The 21595-nt window shown below is 43.1% G+C and carries 24 protein-coding genes; 16 read left to right on the forward strand and 8 right to left on the reverse strand.

From position 1 onward, the window contains the following. Positions 1–183: 183 nt before the first annotated feature. From GQR42_RS16335 to GQR42_RS16370, 9 genes are all read left to right on the forward strand, one after another. Positions 184–969: a hypothetical protein gene (locus tag GQR42_RS16335; protein ID WP_158200752.1), complete on the forward strand. Its 786-nt coding sequence runs from the start codon at positions 184–186 to the stop codon at positions 967–969. Between the two features lie 3 nt (positions 970–972). After that, a complete protein-coding gene (locus GQR42_RS16340; protein ID WP_233271040.1) occupies positions 973–1743 on the forward strand; it encodes a hypothetical protein in 771 nt (256 codons plus the stop codon). 163 nt (positions 1744–1906) lie between these two features. Continuing rightward, the gene (locus GQR42_RS16345; protein ID WP_158200753.1) at positions 1907–2527 is read left to right on the forward strand and encodes a hypothetical protein; all 621 of its coding nucleotides are present in this window, start codon (positions 1907–1909) and stop codon (positions 2525–2527) included. Positions 2528–2558: 31 nt separating this feature from the next. Then, complete coding sequence (locus GQR42_RS16350) at positions 2559–2777, forward strand: hypothetical protein (protein ID WP_158200754.1); 219 nt, start codon at positions 2559–2561, stop codon at positions 2775–2777. Next, on the forward strand, positions 2768–3229 hold the full coding sequence (locus GQR42_RS16355) for a hypothetical protein (RefSeq protein ID WP_158200755.1): 462 nt from the start codon (positions 2768–2770) through the stop codon (positions 3227–3229). The genes GQR42_RS16350 and GQR42_RS16355 overlap by 10 nt, the downstream gene beginning before the upstream one ends. A gap of 77 nt (positions 3230–3306) precedes the next feature. Continuing rightward, positions 3307–3483 (forward strand): hypothetical protein, encoded by a 177-nt coding sequence (locus tag GQR42_RS27840; RefSeq protein ID WP_199273197.1) that lies wholly within the window; start codon positions 3307–3309, stop codon positions 3481–3483. Positions 3484–3784: 301 nt separating this feature from the next. Further along, positions 3785–5044, forward strand: coding sequence for a dihydrolipoamide acetyltransferase family protein (locus GQR42_RS16360; protein ID WP_158200756.1), 1260 nt, complete (start codon positions 3785–3787; stop codon positions 5042–5044). A gap of 264 nt (positions 5045–5308) precedes the next feature. After that, the gene (locus GQR42_RS16365) at positions 5309–6256 is read left to right on the forward strand and encodes a PRC-barrel domain-containing protein (RefSeq protein WP_158200757.1); all 948 of its coding nucleotides are present in this window, start codon (positions 5309–5311) and stop codon (positions 6254–6256) included. 175 nt (positions 6257–6431) lie between these two features. After that, positions 6432–7001, forward strand: a complete 570-nt coding sequence (locus tag GQR42_RS16370) for an IS607 family transposase (RefSeq protein WP_158200758.1) — start codon at positions 6432–6434, stop codon at positions 6999–7001. Between the two features lie 475 nt (positions 7002–7476). On the opposite strand, the gene GQR42_RS16375 is transcribed toward GQR42_RS16370, so the two are convergent. From GQR42_RS16375 to GQR42_RS16385, 3 genes are all read right to left on the reverse strand, one after another. Continuing rightward, complete coding sequence (locus GQR42_RS16375; protein ID WP_158200759.1) at positions 7477–8085, reverse strand: PEP-CTERM sorting domain-containing protein; 609 nt, start codon at positions 8083–8085, stop codon at positions 7477–7479. Positions 8086–8402: 317 nt separating this feature from the next. Next, positions 8403–9080: a TIGR04283 family arsenosugar biosynthesis glycosyltransferase gene (locus GQR42_RS16380; RefSeq protein ID WP_158200760.1), complete on the reverse strand. Its 678-nt coding sequence runs from the start codon at positions 9078–9080 to the stop codon at positions 8403–8405. Then, a complete protein-coding gene (locus tag GQR42_RS16385; RefSeq protein WP_233271041.1) occupies positions 9067–9240 on the reverse strand; it encodes a hypothetical protein in 174 nt (57 codons plus the stop codon). Before GQR42_RS16385 ends, GQR42_RS16380 begins: the two co-directional genes overlap by 14 nt. Positions 9241–9311: 71 nt before the next feature. Between GQR42_RS16385 and GQR42_RS16390 the strand changes: the two genes are divergently transcribed. Beyond that, positions 9312–9728: a CoA-binding protein gene (locus GQR42_RS16390; protein ID WP_158200762.1), complete on the forward strand. Its 417-nt coding sequence runs from the start codon at positions 9312–9314 to the stop codon at positions 9726–9728. Positions 9729–9776: 48 nt separating this feature from the next. Here GQR42_RS16390 and GQR42_RS16395 read toward each other — a convergent pair whose 3' ends face one another. Then, complete coding sequence (locus GQR42_RS16395) at positions 9777–11636, reverse strand: iron uptake porin (protein ID WP_158200763.1); 1860 nt, start codon at positions 11634–11636, stop codon at positions 9777–9779. A gap of 322 nt (positions 11637–11958) precedes the next feature. Between GQR42_RS16395 and GQR42_RS16400 the strand changes: the two genes are divergently transcribed. Beyond that, entirely contained in the window at positions 11959–12357 is a 399-nt protein-coding gene (locus tag GQR42_RS16400; RefSeq protein ID WP_158200764.1) for a hypothetical protein, read from the forward strand. Between the two features lie 261 nt (positions 12358–12618). Here the strand turns inward: GQR42_RS16400 and GQR42_RS16405 are convergent, their stop codons facing one another. The 4 genes from GQR42_RS16405 to galE form a co-directional block, all read right to left on the reverse strand. After that, positions 12619–13995: a cobyrinate a,c-diamide synthase gene (locus GQR42_RS16405; RefSeq protein ID WP_158200765.1), complete on the reverse strand. Its 1377-nt coding sequence runs from the start codon at positions 13993–13995 to the stop codon at positions 12619–12621. 1355 nt (positions 13996–15350) lie between these two features. Then, positions 15351–15725 (reverse strand): 6-carboxytetrahydropterin synthase QueD, encoded by a 375-nt coding sequence (gene queD / locus GQR42_RS16415; protein WP_158202497.1) that lies wholly within the window; start codon positions 15723–15725, stop codon positions 15351–15353. An 836-nt stretch (positions 15726–16561) separates the two neighbouring features. Then, positions 16562–16987, reverse strand: a complete 426-nt coding sequence (locus GQR42_RS16420) for a hypothetical protein (RefSeq protein WP_158200767.1) — start codon at positions 16985–16987, stop codon at positions 16562–16564. 129 nt (positions 16988–17116) lie between these two features. Then, entirely contained in the window at positions 17117–18115 is a 999-nt protein-coding gene (gene galE / locus GQR42_RS16425; RefSeq protein ID WP_158200768.1) for a UDP-glucose 4-epimerase GalE, read from the reverse strand. Positions 18116–18184: 69 nt separating this feature from the next. Between galE and pap the strand changes: the two genes are divergently transcribed. Genes pap through purN form a run of 5 tightly spaced genes read left to right on the forward strand, consistent with a single transcriptional unit; the run spans position 18185 to position 21583 of the window. Continuing rightward, a complete protein-coding gene (gene pap, locus GQR42_RS16430) occupies positions 18185–19678 on the forward strand; it encodes a polyphosphate:AMP phosphotransferase (protein WP_158200769.1) in 1494 nt (497 codons plus the stop codon). 14 nt (positions 19679–19692) lie between these two features. Further along, a complete protein-coding gene (locus tag GQR42_RS16435) occupies positions 19693–20067 on the forward strand; it encodes a hypothetical protein (RefSeq protein ID WP_158200770.1) in 375 nt (124 codons plus the stop codon). A gap of 47 nt (positions 20068–20114) precedes the next feature. After that, complete coding sequence (locus GQR42_RS16440; RefSeq protein ID WP_233271042.1) at positions 20115–20630, forward strand: DUF6036 family nucleotidyltransferase; 516 nt, start codon at positions 20115–20117, stop codon at positions 20628–20630. Positions 20631–20663: 33 nt separating this feature from the next. Beyond that, complete coding sequence (locus tag GQR42_RS16445) at positions 20664–20948, forward strand: hypothetical protein (RefSeq protein ID WP_158200771.1); 285 nt, start codon at positions 20664–20666, stop codon at positions 20946–20948. Then, positions 20945–21583, forward strand: coding sequence for a phosphoribosylglycinamide formyltransferase (purN, locus tag GQR42_RS16450; protein ID WP_158200772.1), 639 nt, complete (start codon positions 20945–20947; stop codon positions 21581–21583). The genes GQR42_RS16445 and purN overlap by 4 nt, the downstream gene beginning before the upstream one ends. The last annotated feature ends 12 nt before the right edge of the window (positions 21584–21595 follow it).

Consider the following 21595-nt stretch of genomic DNA (forward strand, 5'->3'; position numbering starts at 1 on the left):
TTCCCTCTTTTCCGATAATTAACCCTCAAAATCCGACCGTTCCCAAAAAAGAAGAACAAAAATCGCCCGTGTACCAAAACGCCTCCGGGAAACAGTTGCTGCGTGCCTAGTCCTGTCTCGCAGGGACTTGATAACATTAACCAAAAAAGTGACCTGCTATTGGAGAAATTAATTGATTTATCAATGTTAGAGGTTATTAACAATAAACTCGGTCCGCAAATTAACGGAGGTTTGTCGGGCTATCTTACAGATAGATTTGTGAAATTGTGGAAGTCGCGAGCAGTTGATCGCGCCCTTAATTTAATGGCTACCGCTGCCGCGATTCATAATGCGGTCATGCTGTCTCGAAATATTGGTTCGACTTTGATTCAGACTTTAGGGAATGCCTTAAATATTATCGGCATTAAGGATGGTGACGAGGTGTCCCAAAATTTTTCCACAGTTATCGGTGATGGAATTGAGAATATTATCAAAGGTTTAATAGGTGCGGAAAATTATACAACACTAAGCGAAACATGGTCTAAAGCAAATAGAATATATCAAAGTGCAATCAATATTTATCAATTAATGACTGATTCACTTTTTGGTATTACTGAGGGTTTAGAGCAAATTGGCAAATATACAGGTAAAATTGGCAATGCTCTCAAGAAATCGGGGACAGTCCTCGAAAATTCCTATAATTGGATGACAGAGACTTTTAATTTTTCTAGTGGCAAAAATAGAAAGATTGATGGAGTAATAGAAGGACTACGGCAAGCCAGCGAGGTCGCTTCTGATTTAGAAAGTATAACGTCTGAATTTAGATCAGTAACCGAAAACGTAGCGGAAATTCGCCCGCAAATAAACACAATTAAAACAGAAATAAATGGCAAGGAAACCGAAAAAGAAACGGAACAAAACGAAAGCAAAGAAGCCTCACAGTCTCCAGGAATAAATAAATCAGATTTAGTTAAACCCGATACCGAGTAATTTATGACTACCCCCAGCAATTTTAACGAATTTGAACACTGGCAAAGCACTATTTTAAGAGTGCATAACCGAATAGTGCGAGATGAATTTAGTGATATTACAGGCGATGATTTAGACTTAGCCGTTCCTCGATCTTCATTCCGCTGGGCTTGCTTGTTAAAAGATAATGACACGGCTGATCTGATGATTCAAAGAGTCTTACTTTTTTATTTTTCCCTAAGAAAAGCGCAAGACTTGCAACAACCTTTTTATGGGATTCCTTTAGACGATTTGCAAGCTTCTAGGAAATTTAAGCCACAAGTTACCTTGTATTTTAAGGAAGATGACGACGACGTAGAGGAAAATTTGCGCCCGATGTGGGGAGAAATTTCTTTTAGATTAATGAACGAATCTAGCACCACAATTACAAAAACAGAACTAAATACTTTAGCCAATAAAATTAAGACAGTATTTGGAGCTGCTAACGGATATATTTGGAAAAAAGGGCGAAAATTATTCTCTTATACCGAAAAAGAAAAAGGATATCAGTTGCAGCTTCTTTGCCGAGATGAAGCTACAGCTAAAGAGTTGATTAATAAGGTTTTAGACTTACAAAGTCATACTCCTGACTGGAAGTTTTTAAAGTCTAATATTGCCGATGATGAAAATGAATCTTTCCCCTATAACCCCGGTAATCACACAATTTTAGGGAAAAGCCGCAAAAAACCGCGCCAGCGTCCAATGGTTGATGTGCGCTTCCAGTACGCCACGGCTTTTATCTGGGGGGGTGAATAAGCCGATCGCTCTTTACGATCGCTCTTTTCGCTTAGTCGATACCTTGGTTAGTTAAGGCTAGAGTTTGGTTCCGAACGTCTATACCTCTCTGCACAGAGCAGGGCTGAAAATCTGTGTCACAATGGCGATTGTAATGATAAATGCAAGCAAATCATAAAAATATATGGCGAGACGACGCTTTGCCGATTTAGAGGCTCGATTATTAAGCTATTTACAGAGTCCTGGGGCCTCGGATATTAACAGCATTCAGGATGAGGCATTAAGAAAATATGCTCAATGGAAATTTAATACCGGCGGGGATAAACGCAAGCTTCCGGCAAGCAGCACGAGAAACCGACAAGGGTTTAAGTATGCCATTATTGAACCTTTTGGGATGGATCCTACTAAAAACGAACTTAGACTAGCCGGCGTCTCCGAGCGGGCCAGAACCTGGCTTGTAACTCAACCCAGTGCGCTAAAACTCGCCGTTGGATGGAAACCCATACCGTCCCCAAGCGCTGGAACCCAGCCTTCATTAGTGCGAGGCTTTGTAGCAGCCCGGGCAATTATCCGCCAAAAAGCGGCAAACTCATCGGAGGTGACGAGCCGCATCACAGGAAAAAAATACAATACAAAATCGGGAAGCAGCCAGCAAGGATACTCTATTCCCTTTGGCTCCGTTTCTAATAACGCAGAAATCATGCAAGCGCGGGAAATTCAGAACGCAGTCCCAAACGTTGGCTTTTCCGTCTCGTTTTTGCCTGAAAAATATGTAAACGCTCCTGAGTTGGCCACTTTGTCCTAACTTAATTTTTGATCATTAAATCGGGGGAATTATGGAAAATTTGATCGAAATTATCCCAAGTTTTGAGATTCAGTTGGGAAAAGAAATCAACCCCGATCTATTTGATCAAGTTCGACAACTTGAAAAGCAAAGAAATCTTTTTTTACAAAAGCAAATTTCTTTTGAGGATTACTGCGATGCTATTGCGATAGCTTGCAACATTGACGAATATCTAGACGAAATTGACAACCGGCTTGATCAATGGCGATAATTTACGACTTTTCAAATAGCCAGAACTGGGAATATGTCGGACAGCAAACCTTGACCGCAACCGTTGACAATGGCGGGGGGATAGAGAACTTTTCGCCTATTAGTGATGTTTCTTTTCCAATTGGATTAGAATCGCCGATTATCGGGATAATTGTGAATGCTGTTGGTGAAAAAGAAACATGGAATTATGCAGGGAAGGTTTTTCAGAAGATTTTTACAGGGATAACAGTTGGAGGAAATTTCGATAGTTATGTAGATAGTCAATCAGTGTTTTTCAAGAAAGTTAACGTGATTAGGTTTAATCGTTTAAATTCTACTTACGCGTTAACTTTTCGCCCTCCTCGTTGGGTGACTTCTATCACCTACACCGTTTATTCATACATTGGGTCTATTGTCGATACAACAGACGAAAAACTAGATTTAATCACAAGGCTAGTAGAAGTCATGCAGTAAGTTCGATTTCCTAAAATATTATCAGTGCCAGTCATGTTTATTTTGTTAGCTCTTGTTTTTCCTTTATTGATTTTAAAATGTCACAGAAAAATAAGATCGCGTTAAGCTTTGTCGGTATGGGATTATTATCTGGGATTATTTTGAGTTACCATCTTCCCCCAGAAAAATTATCGTTTGCGCTTGGTGGTCCTACTGCTGTAGTCGGCGCTGGATTAGCACAATGGAGTAGTAAAGAGGACAGAGATAATGACTAAAATTGAAATCAACGGGATAGAGTTGTCAGAAATTGCCGCATAGAATTGGGAGCAGACCCCAGTCAGCGTCAAAGACCTAGTATCGCAACTAAACTTAAAAATAAAGCACCTCCTCGAAGAATCACAAGGCTTAAGAAAGGAATTATCCGAATTAAACAGATACCGCTATGGCTCTTTGTATAGAGCAGATAGCTGACAATTTTTTAGGGGATCGCTATTGTAGCGATCGATTTTTTCTAGGGGTATCAACTGTGGTAAAATGCCCTATGGCTCAAAACATTAGAGATAGAAGCACTCCACCATGATTCGAGATATCTTCATGCCCGCGCTCAGTTCCACCATGACCGAAGGAAAAATAGTTTCTTGGGTGAAGTCCCCCGGGGAAAAAGTCAGCAAAGGGGAAACGGTGTTAGTGGTCGAATCCGACAAGGCCGACATGGACGTAGAATCGTTTTATGATGGCTATCTCGCTGTAATTTTAGTCGCAGCTGGCCAGGAAGCACCCGTGGGGGAAGCGATCGCCTATATCGCCGAAACTGAAGAGGAAATTGAACTAGCCAAAGCTCAGGGAAAAACCGCCGCTGCCGCCCCTAGCAAGCCCGTAGAGACCCCAGAAATCGCTCCGCCTCCCGTTTCGATCCCCGTCGCCACCGTTAAAGAGAATGGTCGTTTAGTCGCCTCTCCCAGGGCCAAAAAACTGGCTAAAGAATTAAAGGTGGATCTGAAAACCCTAGTGGGTAGCGGTCCCCACGGACGAATTACCGCCGAAGACGTAGAAAAAGCGACAGGAAAAGTCAGCACCGCCCCCGCTCCCGTCATTACTCCCCCGCAACCCGTCAGCGTGCCTGTAGCGGCTCCTAAAGCCCCGATTCCAGCCAGCGCCCCGGTCGGTCGCACTGTTCCCCTCACCACTCTGCAAAAAGCCGTCGCCCAGAATATGTCGGTTAGCTTACAAGTTCCCACCTTCCAAGTGGGCTACACTATCACCACCGACCCACTGGATCAACTCTATCAACAGCTAAAATCCAAGGGTGTCACCATGACGGCCCTGTTAGCAAAAGCAGTAGCCAACACCCTCGCTAAACATCCTATAGTTAATGCCAGCTATAGCGACGCGGGAATCCAATACCACGGGGCGATTAACGTGGCCGTAGCCGTAGCTATGCCCGATGGTGGCTTAATTACGCCGGTTTTGCGCTCTGCTAACCAGATGGATATCTATTCCCTCTCCCGCAGTTGGAAAGATTTAGTCGATCGCGCTCGCAGTAAACAACTGCAACCAGAAGAATACAATAGCGGTACTTTTACCATTTCTAATCTGGGAATGTTCGGAGTCGATCGCTTTACCGCTATCTTACCCCCCAACCAAGGTGCAATCCTGGCCGTGGGCGCTTCCCGTCCCCAAATCGTCGTCCACAATCATGGTTTATTCGGAGTGCAAAAACAGATGACGGTTAATCTCACCAGTGACCACCGAGTCATCTACGGGTCTGATGCAGCCTCCTTCCTGCAAGACTTAGCTAAACTGATCGAAACTGAGGTGCAGTCTTTAACTATGTAATCAGAATCTAGGCAGCAGGAGTCAAGGGAGTTTCTCTCTAGCTCCTGCTTTGTTGTTACTAAAAAAATGTAAAGAATTAGCTAAAATAGGTTTGACCTTATCTATCACCCAAAACTATCGCCCAAACAAGGCCAAAAAAAGTGTTAATCTCAGGGAACTTTAAGATCTAAGCTAATATCGGTAAATTAACCCTCAATCTCGCCCTATATATTAAGCCTACAATAATTCGTATTCCCACGCCCTAACGCCTACCCATAGGAAAAAATGATCACAGAGAATAGTCGCTTACGTTCAGAATTTTTAAATACACAGGTTATCACTCGCAATACAGGCAAAAAACTCGGCGTTGTTAAAGATATCCTAGTAGATATCGATCAACGAGAAGTAGTTGCCCTCGGACTCCGCGATAATATCCTCTCCCTGTCGGGAATGCCTCAATATATGTATTTATCCAGCATCAGTCAGACAGGAGACGTGATTCTGGTTGAAGATGATAACGTCTTGGAATCCGTCGATATCGATGCTTATACTCCCTTAATCGGTAGTGAAGTGATCACGGAAACCGGCGAACCTTTAGGCAAAGTCCGTGATTATCAATTCGATCCCCTTAGTGGTCAATTACATTCTATTATCATCGCTTCCCTGGGATTACCTCTTATCCCTGAACAATTGATCAGTACCTACGAAATTGCCATTGAAGAAGTGGTTAGCAGCGGTCCCAATCGCTTAATCGTCTTTGAAGGGGCCGAAGAACGTCTCACCCAAGTTAGTGTGGGAGTTTTGGAACGTTTGGGTATTGGTCGTCCCCCCTGGGAAAGGGAAGAAGAAGAAGCTTATTATACTCCCGCTGCTCGTCCGGAAAATCAGTTAGGTACGGGTATTCCCCTCCGCACTCCCGTTGAGGCCGCTAAACCCGTGGAAGAACGCTGGAGTGAGGACGAATGGGAAAAAGAACCCCTGCGCGCCACTCCCCCACCGCCAAAACGGGCCGAAGCTCGTTATTATGAGGAAGAATACGAGGAAGAAGAAGATAACTGGGGAGAAGCTCGCTCAGAACGCGCAGAAAGCTTTTCTCGTCCTCAGTACGACGATTACGAAGATAAGGCCGAGGATGATATGTGGGATGATGACGTGGAACCGGATTACAATCCCCCCCGCATCAATATTACCGAGAAGAAAAAAGAGAGAATCCCCGAATACGAAGACGGTTAATCTTTGACAGTCCCCCTATCCATTAGTTACATCTTTCTTAACATAAAATTTGACAAAAAGAGGAAAGTGTGCTAGGTGGCTCAAGGGGGTTCTCTGGGGGGACTAAATACTTTTGGTATTGTAAAGTTTCAATACAAATATGGTCAGATATAGTCAGGCATGGTAATATATAGATATGAAACTATCAGACTATGCAAAAAAAACAGGAATAAGTTATCGAACGGCTTGGAGGTGGTGGAAACAAGGGAATTTAACAGGCTATCAATTGCCTTCGGGTACAATTATCATAACGGATGACAACCATTCAAAACCCGACTTGATAGCTTGCATTTATGCAAGAGTTTCCAGCGCCGAAAATAAAGACAATCTAGATAGACAAGCTGACCGATTAAAAGATTATGCTGTTGCCAGAGGCTACAAAATCTACAAAGTTGTCAAAGAAGTAGGCAGTGGATTAGACGATAATCGCCAACAATTAGCCAAAATTCTAGTTGACCCCAATTATAATGTTTTAATTGTTGAACACAAAGACCGTCTAGCCAGATTTGGGACTAATTATCTAGAAATCTTGTTAAAAGAACTAGATAAAAAACTGGAAATTGTCAATCAAAGTGAGGATAAGCAAGATGAGTTGATGTCAGATTTAATAGCCATTATTACCTCTTTTTGTTCTCGAATTTACGGATTAAGAAGGTCGAAAAGAAAGACAGAAAAGATTATAGCTGAGTTAAAAGACAACGGATAACAATGTTAGGAGCAGAAAGAACAATGATATCAACAGATACCCGCAGAACCGAGGAAGAAATAAGTTGTAATGTTGATGATGAATGCGATAACTCCTTTTTGAGCAAAGCACTTTCAAATTCCGTTTTCTTCGCAAGTGCATTAAGTTCACTTTCTACTGCGATTACTCTCGGGAGCATCTCACCTTTGTAACCCCTAAATCAGGTTTTTATGTCAAGCTATTTTGAAAGCCTTGCTAAAAAGCAGTTTTAGGGATAAGTATAATTACTCACTTGCATAAATGAGATGCTCCCGTATCTTGTCGAAAAATGTAGCGGGGGCATTCATCCGACATTTTAGGTAAAATTTTTTGAGTAATTGCAGAGGAATTCAAAAAAATTTGTTCACTAAAATTAAGAGTTAAATTTGGAAGGTTTCTAGACCGCGTTTTTCCTCAAGTAGGGATGGAAAAAATCCCATCCCCATACTTTGTCAATTTATCGTTTTTGTTTGAATCGAGAACCGATGCCCAAAAGTCCTAGACTTAATAATCCTAAAATTGCTGAAGGTTCGGGAACCGGCGTGACATTGATGTTATCAAACTGATGAAACGGGGATGCCTGAATCCATTCAACAGATACTAAATTAGTGAAGCTAGAATTAAAGGTAAAAGTTTCTAGGGTACTGAGAATTGCATCGGTAGTAAAAGCTTGGGTAACGGTACTAGAATCGGCTTTTGTTCCTGTAAAATTGACAGTCACACTATCATCACCAAGGATGCTAGTTAGTTGAATAGAATTTAAGTCAAATAAGCCTCCGCCATTTTGGGTTAATCTGGTGATTCCATCAATCTCATTATTGAATAAGGCGGTGGAACCGGGGTAACGAGATTCCTGAGTGCCAAAAAATGCAAAGGGCTCAGAAGTAGACAGGTTATCTAGGGTAAAACCGTCTTCGGTATAGGTAAAACCGGCATAATTAACGTCTGAGTTATTTTGTTCTAAGCTTTGAAAATCGATAATTACAGCTTGGGCGGCTTGGAAAGGAGCTAGGATGGCTAGAGTTGCCCCTGCCACTAATAAGTAATGCTTACCCCCCCCCCGCATTTTTGATTATTTTTGCTAATGTTTGCGTCATGGAAAACTCTTCCTTGGTATGGTTTCCTCGATTATATAATTGTATTTTTCAAAAGACTGGTTGCCCCTGCTACCAATAAGTAATGCTTACCCCCCCCCGCATTTTTAATTATTTTTGCTAATGTTTGGCTCATGTAAACCTCTTCTTTGGTAGGGTTTCTTCGATTGTATGATTGTATTTGCCTCTCTTGGATATTGGCTGAAAAATGTTGACATCGTCACATTTTGGGCGCAAGCGTTGCGCTCCGACATTACACAATGACCTAAAATACTTTTTAAGCAAGCCTTTATGACCATAAACGATAAAAATTTTTCAATATTTGCGGCGGAATTTTAAAATAATAACCAATAATAACTAATTGATTAACTAAGGTAGTTTTCCAGACTCCTAATTTTTGCCAACGTCTTGCCGAGGTAATCACCGATGCAGAAACTATGGCTATTTTACCCCTTTTTTTCAATCTTTGTATTAATTCAAAATCTTCCATAATTGGCAACTCAGGAAAACCGCCCAAATCGGCAAAGATTGCGGCTTTTAAAAATATTCCTTGATCTCCGTAGGGAAGAGAAAACCAGCGAGAACGCCAATTAACTAATTTTTCCACTAAACGCAGGGTTTTTTCCTCTCCATCAATTTTTAATTCAAAGGCTGCCGCTACTATCCCAGATTGGGATAAAGTATTGATAATTTGTTTTTGAAATTCATGGGGTAGTAAAGTATCTCCATGCAGAAATAACAAAATATCTCCTTTCGCTATTTTTGCTCCTAAATTCATCTGAAATGCACGACCTTTTCTGGGTGAAATAATTACTTTAGCTCCCAATTGTTCGGCTATTTCTCTAGTTTTATCCGTACTTCCCCCATCGACAACAATAATTTCTACTCCTGCACCTATCTGTTTTAACGTTGCTGCAATTCTTAACTCCTCATTAAGAGTAGGAATGATAATACTAAGATAATTCATCAGGTTTTAAGGTAACTAAAGTCAGAGGATTTAGGGGCAACCATCGGGTAAATTTTCCTACAGATACCGAGGAATTGATTGGGATTGGTAATAACTGTTTTTCCGGTAGAAAAGTTAAACATTCCTGCCAGTTTTCTAGAGTGGCTAAAGCTGGAGTCAAAAGTCGATACCAAATTAGGTTACACTTCATCTTTATGAGAAACGAAACTATGTTCTAAGATAGGTGGGACAATGCCGAATATTAAAGGAGACGATGGTGCGCTCAAAACCATTTTCAGCAATAGTAAAATTATCGCAGTGGTCGGGCATTCCGAGAAATCGAGCCGCGCCAGTTATCAGGTGGCCAAATTCCTGCAAGCGGTGGGTTATCGAGTCTATCCTGTCAATCCTCTGGTCAAGCAAATTGACGGTCAAAGCTGCTATCCTTCTCTAGAGGCTATCCCTGAACCCGTGGATATTGTTAACGTTTTTCGTCATCCTGATTATCTACCCGAAATTGTCGAGTCAGCTATTGCTATTCAGGCTGCTACTCTTTGGACACAATTGAAAATTTATCACCCAGTTGCGGAAAAAAAAGCGATCGAGGCGGGTTTAAATGTGATTATGGACGCTTGTATCCAGATAGAATATCAGCGTTTATTTGCCTAAAACAAAACCCCACCAATGGGTGGGGTTTCGGGTTTAATTTAGGAAATCCTAGAAGGTAAAGGTTCCGCGGAGAGTGCCAATCCACTCGTTACCAGTGCCTTTGAACTGTTCAGGTGCAGAAATCCAGATGACACCGGGGGTGATAGAAATATTGTCGGTGACTTGGTACTTGTAGAACAATTCAACGTGGTAGGGAACGATGTTAGATACTTTTAGACCCATTTCTCGGAAGCTTAAGTGACCGATGTAGGGCTGCGCACCAGCAAACAGACCTAAGATATTTCCTTCTTTACCTAAGTCGGGGAAGGCAATACCAGCACCGTAGGTCCACACTTCCGCATCACCGAGACCGAGTAAGCGCACGGTGGAGTAGGAACCGAAGGCACTCAAGCTGGCGAAACCAAGATTGACTGCACCGGTTAAACCGTAGCTGTTGGATACTTTCGCGCCAAAGTTGAAGAAACCGACATCATCCTGTAGGGTGACGCTATTAGGATCGTTGCCGTTGACGTTGAGCAGGGTATTTAACTGAGTTTGGGAAAGGTTAGCGGCGGAAGTCCCCGTTACACCGAAAGAACCACCGTTACCGAAGATGGCGGTATCGGCGCCTTGGTAAGCGTTAACGTAGGTGAAGCCGACGTTGAGGAAGTTAAAGAGGTTAGCGTTAATCTGTGCTAAAGCGGCGTAATCTCCGTTAAAGAGACCATTACCCGGGTTAGGATTGGCCGCAGAACTAGAGCCACCACCACCGGCTAAGTAACCCAAGGATAGGGAGGTCGGACCGACAATGCTTTGGAGGAAGCCTAACTGTAGGCTAACACCCGCCCCAGAACCACCACCGATACGGTAGATGGGGTTTTCGGAAGCGAAGGTCGAAAGCGCACCATTACCACCGTCGAAGTCTTCAAAGAAGGGGTTAGTGGTGGGAACGAAGTCATTCCAAATACCACCCCAAGCGGCAACATAGGTATTGAAGCGACCAAAATAACCTAAGTCAATCGGGGTATAGTAGGCCAACCAGTCGAGAACCACATCGCTACCGTTACCGGCCGCAGTCCAGGTTTGGAATAGGGAGGGACTTTGCAGGTTATCGAATCTGACGGAAGCGGGATCACCATTTTGTAGTGTGGTGGTCGATTTGTAATCAAATCCGAAGGGAGTGGCACTACCCGCCGCTAAACGGGTTTTCAACACGTCCTGACCGGTGAAGCTCGTGTTTAACAGCAAACGAGCGCGGTATTGCATGGCAGCCTGGGAGGCGGGGCTACCAGCACCGACCGTATCGGTGACGGCAAATATAACTTCCCCAGCTAATTTGGTGGTGGTGGAGAATTGGTTATTTTCGAGGAAAGACACCCGGCTTTCTAAGTTATCAACTCTAGCTCCTAAAGCCGCTAATTCGGCTTGGAACTCATCCATCAAGCGCTTGAGGGCATCTAAGTCCTCCTTGAGGACGTTGACACCATCTTGAATTAAACGTTCCATCACGTTTAAGCAAGCGTTTAAACCAGCAGCAAACTCCCAACGGGTTAAAGCTCGGTCGCCGCGGAAGGTGCGATCGGGATAACCAACAATACAACCATAGCGCTCCACAAGGCTTCTTAAGGCCTCATAGGCCCAAGCGGTTGGGGAAACATCGCGCAGTTGGTTAACGCTGGTGACTTGATCGATGGTGTTGCCCTGTACGGGTGCAACTTGACCTTCGTTACCGTACTGTTCGATCTGATTGAGTAATTCGCCAGTTCCTGCAGCGTTGTCCTGAACTTGAGCGATTTCTAGATTGTTAAATTCGGTAGAAACACTGGTAGATTTTGCGGGATCGAAGCTACTAGCATTAGCGGAAGCTACTAGGGTAGCCCCTAAAATCGCCGGGCTAACCAGCAATGATTTCCAGAACATTTTTAACATGATGGTTTTTTCCTCACACCTTATAGGTTGACTACACAGTTTGATGACGCATATAGCCTTGCTATTCTTTTGGTATTATACACAATTTAATTGCTTAGGGAAAGATGCGACCTCATTTTTTTTCCCTTGACCAGTTGACAAAGTGGCCACCCTGTCGCTCAACAGGCTCGTCTAGACGAGTCGGGCCAGGTTCTGTGATTTTGATAACGGCCACTGAACTGGGTTGTTGTCAGATTAATTGATGATTTCTATGGTGGCACTCTTAATATGGAGTGATGTCTAATGGACAAAACTTAACGCCGATAAAAACAGAGACAAAACCATGAAAAAAAGAAAGATAGCCAATACACTGCGTAAAGCCTTGCTAGAAGATGGCAAGATGGAACGCGCTCTCTATGAATACGAATTAGAAGAACACATAGACTACTGGTACGAAGGTCTCAAGTCCGACCGTGATCAGTTTGTCTTTGCCGTCACGGAAAACTCCGGTGACGTGGCAATGGTATTGATTACGCCCGATAAAACTATCTACGTCAATGAGGAGGCGAGAGAGAAACTATCTAAATTCTGGATAAAAGCTTATAAGAATAATATAAATCGATTAATTCCCATGATGGCGGAGAATTTAGCCAATGATATTATCTCGGTGACAGGCGTTAAAATGGTGTCCCCAAACCAGAATCGGCGATGGGTTAGTTTGCGCCCGTTAGAGTTAAAGTGAAGAGATGACGGGAAACCCTCAAAAACTATCCGCCCTTACCAATTGCTCGGTAAGGGCGGTGTAGCGGGTCATCGGAATCGACACCAGACTGCCGGAAGGAACTCCAGCTAGTCTAAATCTTGTTTAGACGTGGGGGTCTAGAGAACAGCCCCGGCGCACAGCCGGCTATTGTCGATTAGGAGACCCATGCTTTTACTACTTTCTACCATCGACATCACCTCCTGTATCCCTTAACGGATTGATTATCAAATTTATCTGTAATTAGCTTAACGCAGCTGTGCGGAAAAAATCAAGGCCGGCAGCTAAAAATTTTTTCGGCAGGCTGAGATTGGCCCCAAAATGCAGGTGGAGATAGGAAGCGTGCAGATTCTTGCCTGGCCACCCTTCGGCATTGATAGCACCCTTGGGGAATGGTTGCAGTTGATAAATCGGTGCGTCGCTCACCCCGCTTAATTGGGAGCGATGGAATTCATGGCCGCGCACTGGTTGACCTGCTTTGAGCAGTATCGTCTCCTGTTGGGCGATGGCTTGCCGATAACCTAAGGTTAATTTCGGGGACATTATAGCAGATTGGGGGATTATTTGCAGCATGGAATGGTTTTTTTGCTCAAAATCAATTATTTTTTCACATAAATACATTAATCCCCCACATTCGGCGTAGGTGGGCATTCCAGAGGCGATCGCTTTTCTCACCTGAGTTAAGATAGGGGTGTTAGCGGCTAATTCCGGGGCAAAGATTTCTGGAAAACCGCCACCAAAGTACAATCCCTGGAGGTTTTCGGGCAAATTTGCCCCTTGCAAGGGACTCCAAAAGATTAATTCTGCGCCTAAATTGGCTAAAATATCGAGATTATCGGGATAATAAAAGTTAAAAGCCTTATCTCTGGCAATACCGATACGGATAGGGGGAAAAAGCTTATTTGCTCCTGTTTGATTGTTCAGGTTCTCTTGAGAAGAAATAGTGAGTAAAGGCAAGAGAATATCCCAATTAAAGCAGTTTTGGGCAATAGAAGCCAGTTGATCTTGCAGTTGCCTGATTTCTCCTAGTTCATCCCTGGGAACTAATCCTAGATGGCGATCGGGAATTGTCAGGGAATCTTGACGACGCAAAACCCCGACAATCGGCATATTGATTGATTCTAGGGCGGTTTGCAGTAATTGCCGATGGCGATCGCTACCAACCCGATTGAGAATAACTCCGGCTAGATGGAGATTTTTGTCTAAAGATTGATAACCGCGGACAATAGCGGCGACAGAGGTAGATAAGCGACTGCAATCGACAACTAACAGCAGAGGAAGCCCTAAAATACGGGCAATATGGGCGGTACTAGCATAATCGGGAAATTGAGTATCGCTTAATTGAATACCATCAAATAGCCCCATTACCCCTTCAATCAGAGCATAATCGACATTTTGACAATGTTGGGCAAAACAGGTTTTTACATAGTCTTCAGAAGTTAAAACCGGATCGAGATTGCGACAGGGGCGACCGGTAAAATGAGTATGGAACATGGGATCGATATAATCGGGCCCGACTTTAAAAGATTGCACTCGATCGCCACGACTGATTAAATAGGCCAAGATTGCCAGAGTAATCGTAGTTTTGCCGACTCCGCTTCTTTCTCCTGCGATGATCATTATTAGTTGTTTTTTTCGAGATCGAGCTAGACTGAATTAACCTGTTACACAATCAATTCTGGAGCTTGCCAACGGCTAATAGAGTCAATTTTGGCCGCTAACTGGTCCCTGTGTCAATCGACTTTTTTTATTAGCAGCGAAATCGATTTGATGAGGTTTATGATCGTAACAGAGAAGTTATTGGACTTGATATGTACCAATTATCCCTTCTGGCAAACTGGATACTTTTAGATAGGGTTTGCGGCAAAAAGTTTTTCGTGGGGGTAGGGTGTGGGGTGTGGGGTGTGGGGTGTGGGGTTTTACCCATTTTCAGGTGGTCAATTACCTAATTTTCAGGGAAAAAGTCCTGGAATTTTCCCCCCAATCACTCCAATGGTCGGCACTTTTTGAGAGAAAAAAAGTCTAAGAACCTTATCCAACAAGGTTGTTAGATTTATTCAGCAAGCCCTAGATATTGAGCGAGAATCGATAGAGTCTTCTCGGAAATGGAGAATCAGAGAAGTAGCTCTAATTGACAATCAAGGGAATCATCGCTACCAGAATCCAGATTCTTGGCAATTAAATCAAATTGGCTCTTCTAGAGTAGTTATGATATATTAGCAGAAAATAATCCACGCAAGTCTTGCTAAGTAAGGCTCACCAGAATTCAAAAAAGCAATTTTAGTAAAAAAAGCTTTTGGCTTTGTTGGATTCCAGGCTATTTAAGGGTTTAGGCTCATTTAAACTACTAATTTGCTAAGTAGTCGTGCCAAATTAATTTTCTAGTCGAGACTCCGAGACTCCGAGACTCACAAGACAGCTATTAGGGATCGGATTTGAGTTTTCAGTTCACTGTTTACTGATCACAGCAGCAGTCTGACGGAGTAGTGGCTTAGATGTGTAATTAATTGTGCTTAGATACTTATAACCAGTCTAGGAGAGCCATCAAATTTTACCAAGAGGTTAAACGGCAATGTCCAGAAGATTTAGTCCCGAAAATATACAATACATTTGAACTATCAAGTCTATTCTTTCTGGGTAAAACTACCCATAGTCTCAACACACTTGATCGAGAAGAATTAGGACTTAGTGATCCCGTGGAGGATACTGGGGAGAGTTGCGAAGTTTATCAACGCTGTCAAACAGAGAATAAAGGGAAGTTATCGTTTTTCTAAGATAACTCGACCGACTTCTTTGCAACAATCATGCGTTAGATTTATTGGGAGTTTCCTTAATTTGTACCCAGTAACGGGGCATCAGAAATTCTCTTAATCCCTCCTACAGCATAGGTTATGGCTTTTTGTCAACGGGGAAGTCCAGTTATAATTTTCGTCGGATAGGTTTGCAATCCATCCTACCTAATGATAGCTTCCAGATTACGGATAATAGGTGCATCCGGAGGTACAGGTTTCGCAGATTTCGACGGCATGAAGACTGGGTAAACCAGCTTTTGCCAATTTTTCATAGAGCCAGCGCGACAATTCTTCACTGGTGGGATTTTCTAAACCAGTGGTTTCATTGAGATAATGATGGTCGAGAAAATTATCGAGTAATGGCTGTAAATATTGTCTAATTTCGCCAAAATCTATCACCATTCCCTGTTGTGAGCCTTGGGACTGTAAATGATGACTTTTCACATAGACGCGCCCCAGCCAACTATGACCATGAAGACGACGACATTTACCTTCGTAGTGGGGTAAACGATGGGCTGCTTCAAAGCGAAATTCTTTGTAAATAATCCATTCTGCCATGGTTAATTGGTTGATAGTATAGATTACATCTGGTTTATTTATTTCGCCACCGATAGTCATCAATTCTAGTCAAAAGCTTAGTATTCTTAGTCCATAGTAACACAGATTAAAAATTCTCGGTGAGTCAATTGGCTTTGGGCTAAATCTGCTTGTAGGGGCAGCAATAACCAATTATATAGCTGTTGGGCTAAGGATCGGGTTTCTTGACTATTAGCTTGGTTGAGGGATTGGGGCAGTCTTTCTAATATTCTTGCTACTAATTTTTTATCTTCAATGGTGGTAGTATAATGGCGGAGGGGTTGCTGGGTAAATTTGACAATAATTTCCCAGCGATTATCTAAAAAAATCCGATAAATTACCGTGGCACTGTGGTCATTTTGTTCGGTTAATTGTTCAATAATAACTGGGTTGGCATCTAGACAGACTAAACGAAAGAAGTTTTCTAATTCTGCTAATTGTAAAGAGTCAATGGTTTCTCTAGCTAACTGAAGATTTTCTGGGGTGACTGATGCGGTTGTTTGGGGTTGCCATAATAAATCGACATATCGACATACTGACGATAAATCGGTTCAATACTTTAACATTGGGGTATTGAAAATCAGGTTCATTGGATTTTAGATGTTACTTTTAAAGAAGATCACTGTCGGATTTGCGCAGCGCCACAGCCCTCGTAATTTTGCCTTCTTGATACGCGTCGCACTTAACGCTCTTAACCAAGAATCAACTTACCGACGTAGTATCGCACAAAAAAGTAAACGGGCGGCCATGGATAATAACTATATGATTGCTGTGCTGAGAGCCTTTTGTCAAGCCTAATTGAGATGCTCTTACCCTGTTTACTGTGCTTGACAATAGGTATTAAAAGCTTCGCCAGTTTCTTTTTCTAATTGGCCGGCTTTTCTTACCTTTTCCTGTGCTAATTTTGCCCCGTTTTTATTGCGAGTTTCGATAACTTGAATTATTTCACGAGTGGCAGTGGCATAATCTTCGTAAACTTGAGCGAAAGCGGTCTTATATTTCTCTAGTTCAGGATCCTTCACTGCTAATTTTTTCATATTTTCCGAGGCCTGTTCGATTTTATCTGCGGCTAATAGCCAACTTTTTTGGTCAATTTCTGTCCCTTGACCGTTGGTTAGGGATTTGGTTTCTTGGGCCACTTCGTTGGCAATCCGATAGATTTTTTGACATTGAAACTGTTTACTATCCGCACAACTTGCTAAAAAAGTCAAGCCTATAAATATTAAGATTATTTGGTTATTCATAGCATTGTATTCGAGAGGATTATAGGGAAGCTTATAGCGGTAAACTATCAGCCTCTAGCAGTTTTTTACTGTTATCGACTGATAGAATTGTTCAATCTGATAATACTAAAGTTTAGCACTTGATCGCTGTTAAGCGTGTCTTTTTTGATGCCAATTCCAGGCGTGTTCAACTATTAACTTGAGATCGGCATATTGGGGATGCCAACCGAGAACCTGTTTAGCTTTATCACTACTGCCGATTAAAATGGGAGCATCACCTGCCCTTCTGGGACTTTCGATGACGGGAATATCTAAACCAGTTACCGCTTGCGCTGTTTCAATCACTTCACGCACGGAAAAACCGTTACCATTGCCCAAATTAAACACATTGCTTTCGCCACCATTTAAGAGATATTCTAAGCCTAAAACGTGAGCCTGTGCTAAATCATTAACATGGATATAATCGCGAACAGCAGTACCATCGGGAGTATCATAATCCGTGCCGAAAATTGACAGGGAATCCCGTTTTTTCAGGGCAGTTAATAAAGCCAGGGGAATTAAATGGGTTTCCGGTTGGTGATCTTCCCCTAATAAACCACTGGGATCGGCTCCTGAAGCATTAAAATAACGGAAAGCAACCGATTTAAAACCATATGCTGGATCAAAATCCCTAAGAATTTGTTCCACCATTTCCTTACTGGCAGCGTAGGGACTGAGGGGATGATGGGGATGACTTTCCGTCATCGGAATTTCTTTCGGCATTCCATAAATGGCACAGGTGGAAGAAAAAACAAATTTCTTCACATCGGCGGCGATCATCGCTTGCAAAAGAGTCAGACTGCCACTAACATTATTTTGATAGTAAATAGCTGGTTCTTGGACCGATTCCCCCACGGCAATAAAAGCGGCAAAGTGCATGACGGCGGCAAGATCACGACTGGCAAATAAATTATCCAGCAGTGATCGATCCCTGGTATCACCGACAATTAACTCAACTTTTAATATATCCTTAATGATTTCGGCGTGACCGTAGGATAAATTATCGAGTACGATGACGGAATAACCAGCATTTTTGAGTGCTAGAACTGCATGGGAACCAATATAACCCGCACCGCCAGTAACGAGAATGGTAGGTTTAACTTGAGACACGCGATCATACCTATTTGAAATTGACTTGTCTATAACTTTATACCCTAATTTTGCTTTGAGTTGACCATCATGTTAAGTCCCCTCGATCTATCTCTTTCCCTTGACAAAGAAACTTATCAATCACAAATTAAAGATTTAATGGAACAACTGCGATCGCTACAGAAGTCCTGTTGGGAATGTAAATTACCCGTGGTGGTGGTTTTGGAAGGTTGGGCGGCGGCAGGGAAGGGAACTTTAGTCAAAAAAATGGTTAACTATATGGATCCTCGCGGTTTTACCGTCCATCCCATTTTAACCCCTTCCCCCCAAGAGGAAAGTTACCCGTTTTTGTGGCGATTTTGGCAAAAACTGCCAGCAAAAGGCAGTATCGGCATTTTTTATCACAGTTGGTACACTCATCTACTAGAGGATAGACTCTTAAACAAATTGCCCTCCTCCCAGATTCCGCTAGTCATGCGCGATATCAACACCTTTGAGCGACAATTATTTGATGATCGGGTTGCGATCGCTAAGTTCTGGATTCACCTCAGTCAAAAGGAATTAAAGACACGCATCAAAGAATACGCCGAAAATGAACTAGAATCTTGGCGCGTGCGTCCAGAAGATTGGCAACAGGCCAAACGTTATGATGAGTATGCCAGTTTAGCCGAGGAAATGATTACCTACACTAGCACGGGGGCCGCCCCTTGGACATTGGTGGAGGGCAACTGTCAACGTTGGGCCCGGGTAAAAGTTCTCTCCCAATTAGTTGGTACGATCGCTCAAGCTTTGGATCAGCGCCAATTACCGATCGAACCTCCTGTCAATCTACCACCCCAAGCCCAATTACTGCCCACAGAACCCGATTATCTAGCAAGAGTAGATTTAAGTGCCAAATTGGAAAAAGAAGACTATAAAATCCGTTTGCGTCAGGCACAGGTAGAATTAAGAAAACTGCAATTAAAGATTTTTCAGGCAAATATCCCCGTTTTAGTCCTTTTTGAAGGGTGGGATGCCGCCGGCAAGGGAGGGGCGATCAAACGCTTAACCGATACCCTCGATCCTCGCAGTTATCAGGTGATTGCCTTTGCTGCCCCGACGGAGGAAGAACACCGCTATCATTACCTCTGGCGCTTCTGGCGCAAATTACCCGCAGCCAAAACTATCGGTATATTCGATCGCAGTTGGTATGGACGGATTTTAGTGGAGAGAGTGGAAGGATTCGCTAAAGATATGGAGTGGCGACGGGCATATCAAGAAATTAACGAATTTGAAGCACAATTAACCCATTCAGGCTGTGTTTTAGTCAAATTCTGGTTACATATCAGCCCCGAAGAACAGTTAAATCGCTTCAACGAGCGCCAAACTAACCCCTATCGTCAGCATAAACTCACCGATGAAGATTGGCGCAATCGAGAAAAACAGCCCCTCTATCATGTGGCAGTTAATCACATGGTAGCCCGCACTAGCACCCCCGTCGCCCCTTGGACGATCGTGGCGGCAAATGATAAGTATTTCGCTCGCGTTAAAGTCATAGAAACAGTAATTGCCGCTATTGAAACCGGTTTGAAACAACGCGATTAAACGAGGTTATGCTCATGAAAATGCGACATCTGATGTTGATTCCTTCTCTTCTTCTTTTCAGTCAACTAAGTACCTCCTCGTTAGCTCAGGCCAAAACAATTTATCGGTGTGAACAGTACACGAATCTTAACGGAAAAACTGCTTATCGTGTTACTCCTTCAATATCTGGAAGTTTTGGATTTTTTAACCCCTCGAATCCATTTCGTGAATGTTTTGTTCCAGTTACGTCCAAACAATGTAGATATAAAAGCAACTCGGGCAGTCAATGGTCTAGGTGCGGTGTTCCCGAAAAAGGACAAGTTTTTGCTCTCGGTGTCGGTGAAATAGTAGAAGATAACGGCAAAAAATATCACGCCTTTCAGAATGGCGTACAATTTACTTTTGAGTAGGCGTTAAACCAAACTCGTAACTTGAGGCAGATAATCACGGCAAAAAAATGCGTGCAAACGTTGACGCTCAGAAGTTAGAACGCCTAATGCAAATCTTAGGTAAAGAAGCTCAGGGTTCAGGCACTATCTACTTTACAGGTGGAGCGAGTGCCTTACTGGTGGGATGGCGCAATTCCACAGTCGATGTGGATATCCGTCTAGATCCAGAACCACTGGGCATTTTTCAAGCGATCGCCAAGCTGAAAAAAGAATTGAACATCAACATTGAACTGGCATCTCCGCAGGATTTTCTGCCCCCTATTCCGGGATGGCGCGATCGAAGCGTATTCATTGGCAAACGAGGTCAAATCTCTTTCTATCACTATGATTTTACAGCCCAAGCTCTTTCTAAACTATCGAGAGGCTTTGACCGTGACTTGAAAGATATTGAAGCTATGTACGAACACAAATTATTCTCTTTGAATGAGCTAGGGGAATGCTTTGAAGCGATTGCACCGGAACTAATCCGATTCCCCTCCCTTAACCCAGATGTGCACCAGAAGCAGAGTCGAGAACTTGATTGAACGTTTTCAATATCCACCAGAGGAGAAACAATCATGAATCTCAATGAGTTGCCAGGGGCCGAGATCATCTTACCCGGACTGAGAGATCTTCACAATGGTGAGTCCAATACCATTGGGGCGCTGCTAGTTGCGATCGCTGCGACGCGCCTAACGGAAGTCGGTTTCGATATCCCTAAAAATCACCTAGCTTCAGAGCCAGAGCTAACCTTGTATGCCTATCTCCAAGAGGAACGGGATGATGCTTATTCTTACTATAATGCTTTGCTGAATCGCCTCAATAGCTTTTGTAATGCACTCGAACTCGCTTATAAAATATGATGACAATTTCCCCAAGTTTAATTTCTCCCGATCTCAGTTTGGCCGATATTCCCCTAGAGGAAACCCTCTCTTTAGGAGTGATGGCTTCTGGTAGTGGTTCCAATTTTGCTGTTTTGGCAGCAGCGATCGCCAAAAAACAACTCAATGCCCGGATTCCTGTCCTCATCTACAATAATCCCGATGCCAAGGTAAAAGAAAGAGCCGATGACTACAATATCCCCGCGGTTTTCCTCGATCATCGTCAATTTAAACCCAGAGAAGAACTCGATCGGGCTATAGTCAAAACTTTCCAAGAATACGGCGTAAAATGGGTAATTATGGCGGGCTGGATGCGAATTGTCACCCCGGTGTTACTGGATGCTTTTCCCGATCGCGTGATCAATATCCATCCTAGTTTACTACCCAGTTTTAAAGGTGTGCGTGCCGTGGAACAAGCTTTAGCGGCAGGGGTAAAAGTGACCGGATGTACTGTGCATATCGCTCGCGCAGAGGTAGATAGTGGCCCAATTTTAATGCAAGCAGTGGTTCCCATTCTCCCCGATGATACTGCCGAAAGTCTCCACGAACGCATTCAAGTGCAAGAACATCGCATTTTCCCAGTAGCGATCGCTTTAGCGGCGAAATTAGGCCTATAGAGATCGATTTCT

This window comes from Microcystis aeruginosa FD4 (genome assembly GCF_009792235.1).
GTDB lineage: Bacteria > Cyanobacteriota > Cyanobacteriia > Cyanobacteriales > Microcystaceae > Microcystis > Microcystis viridis.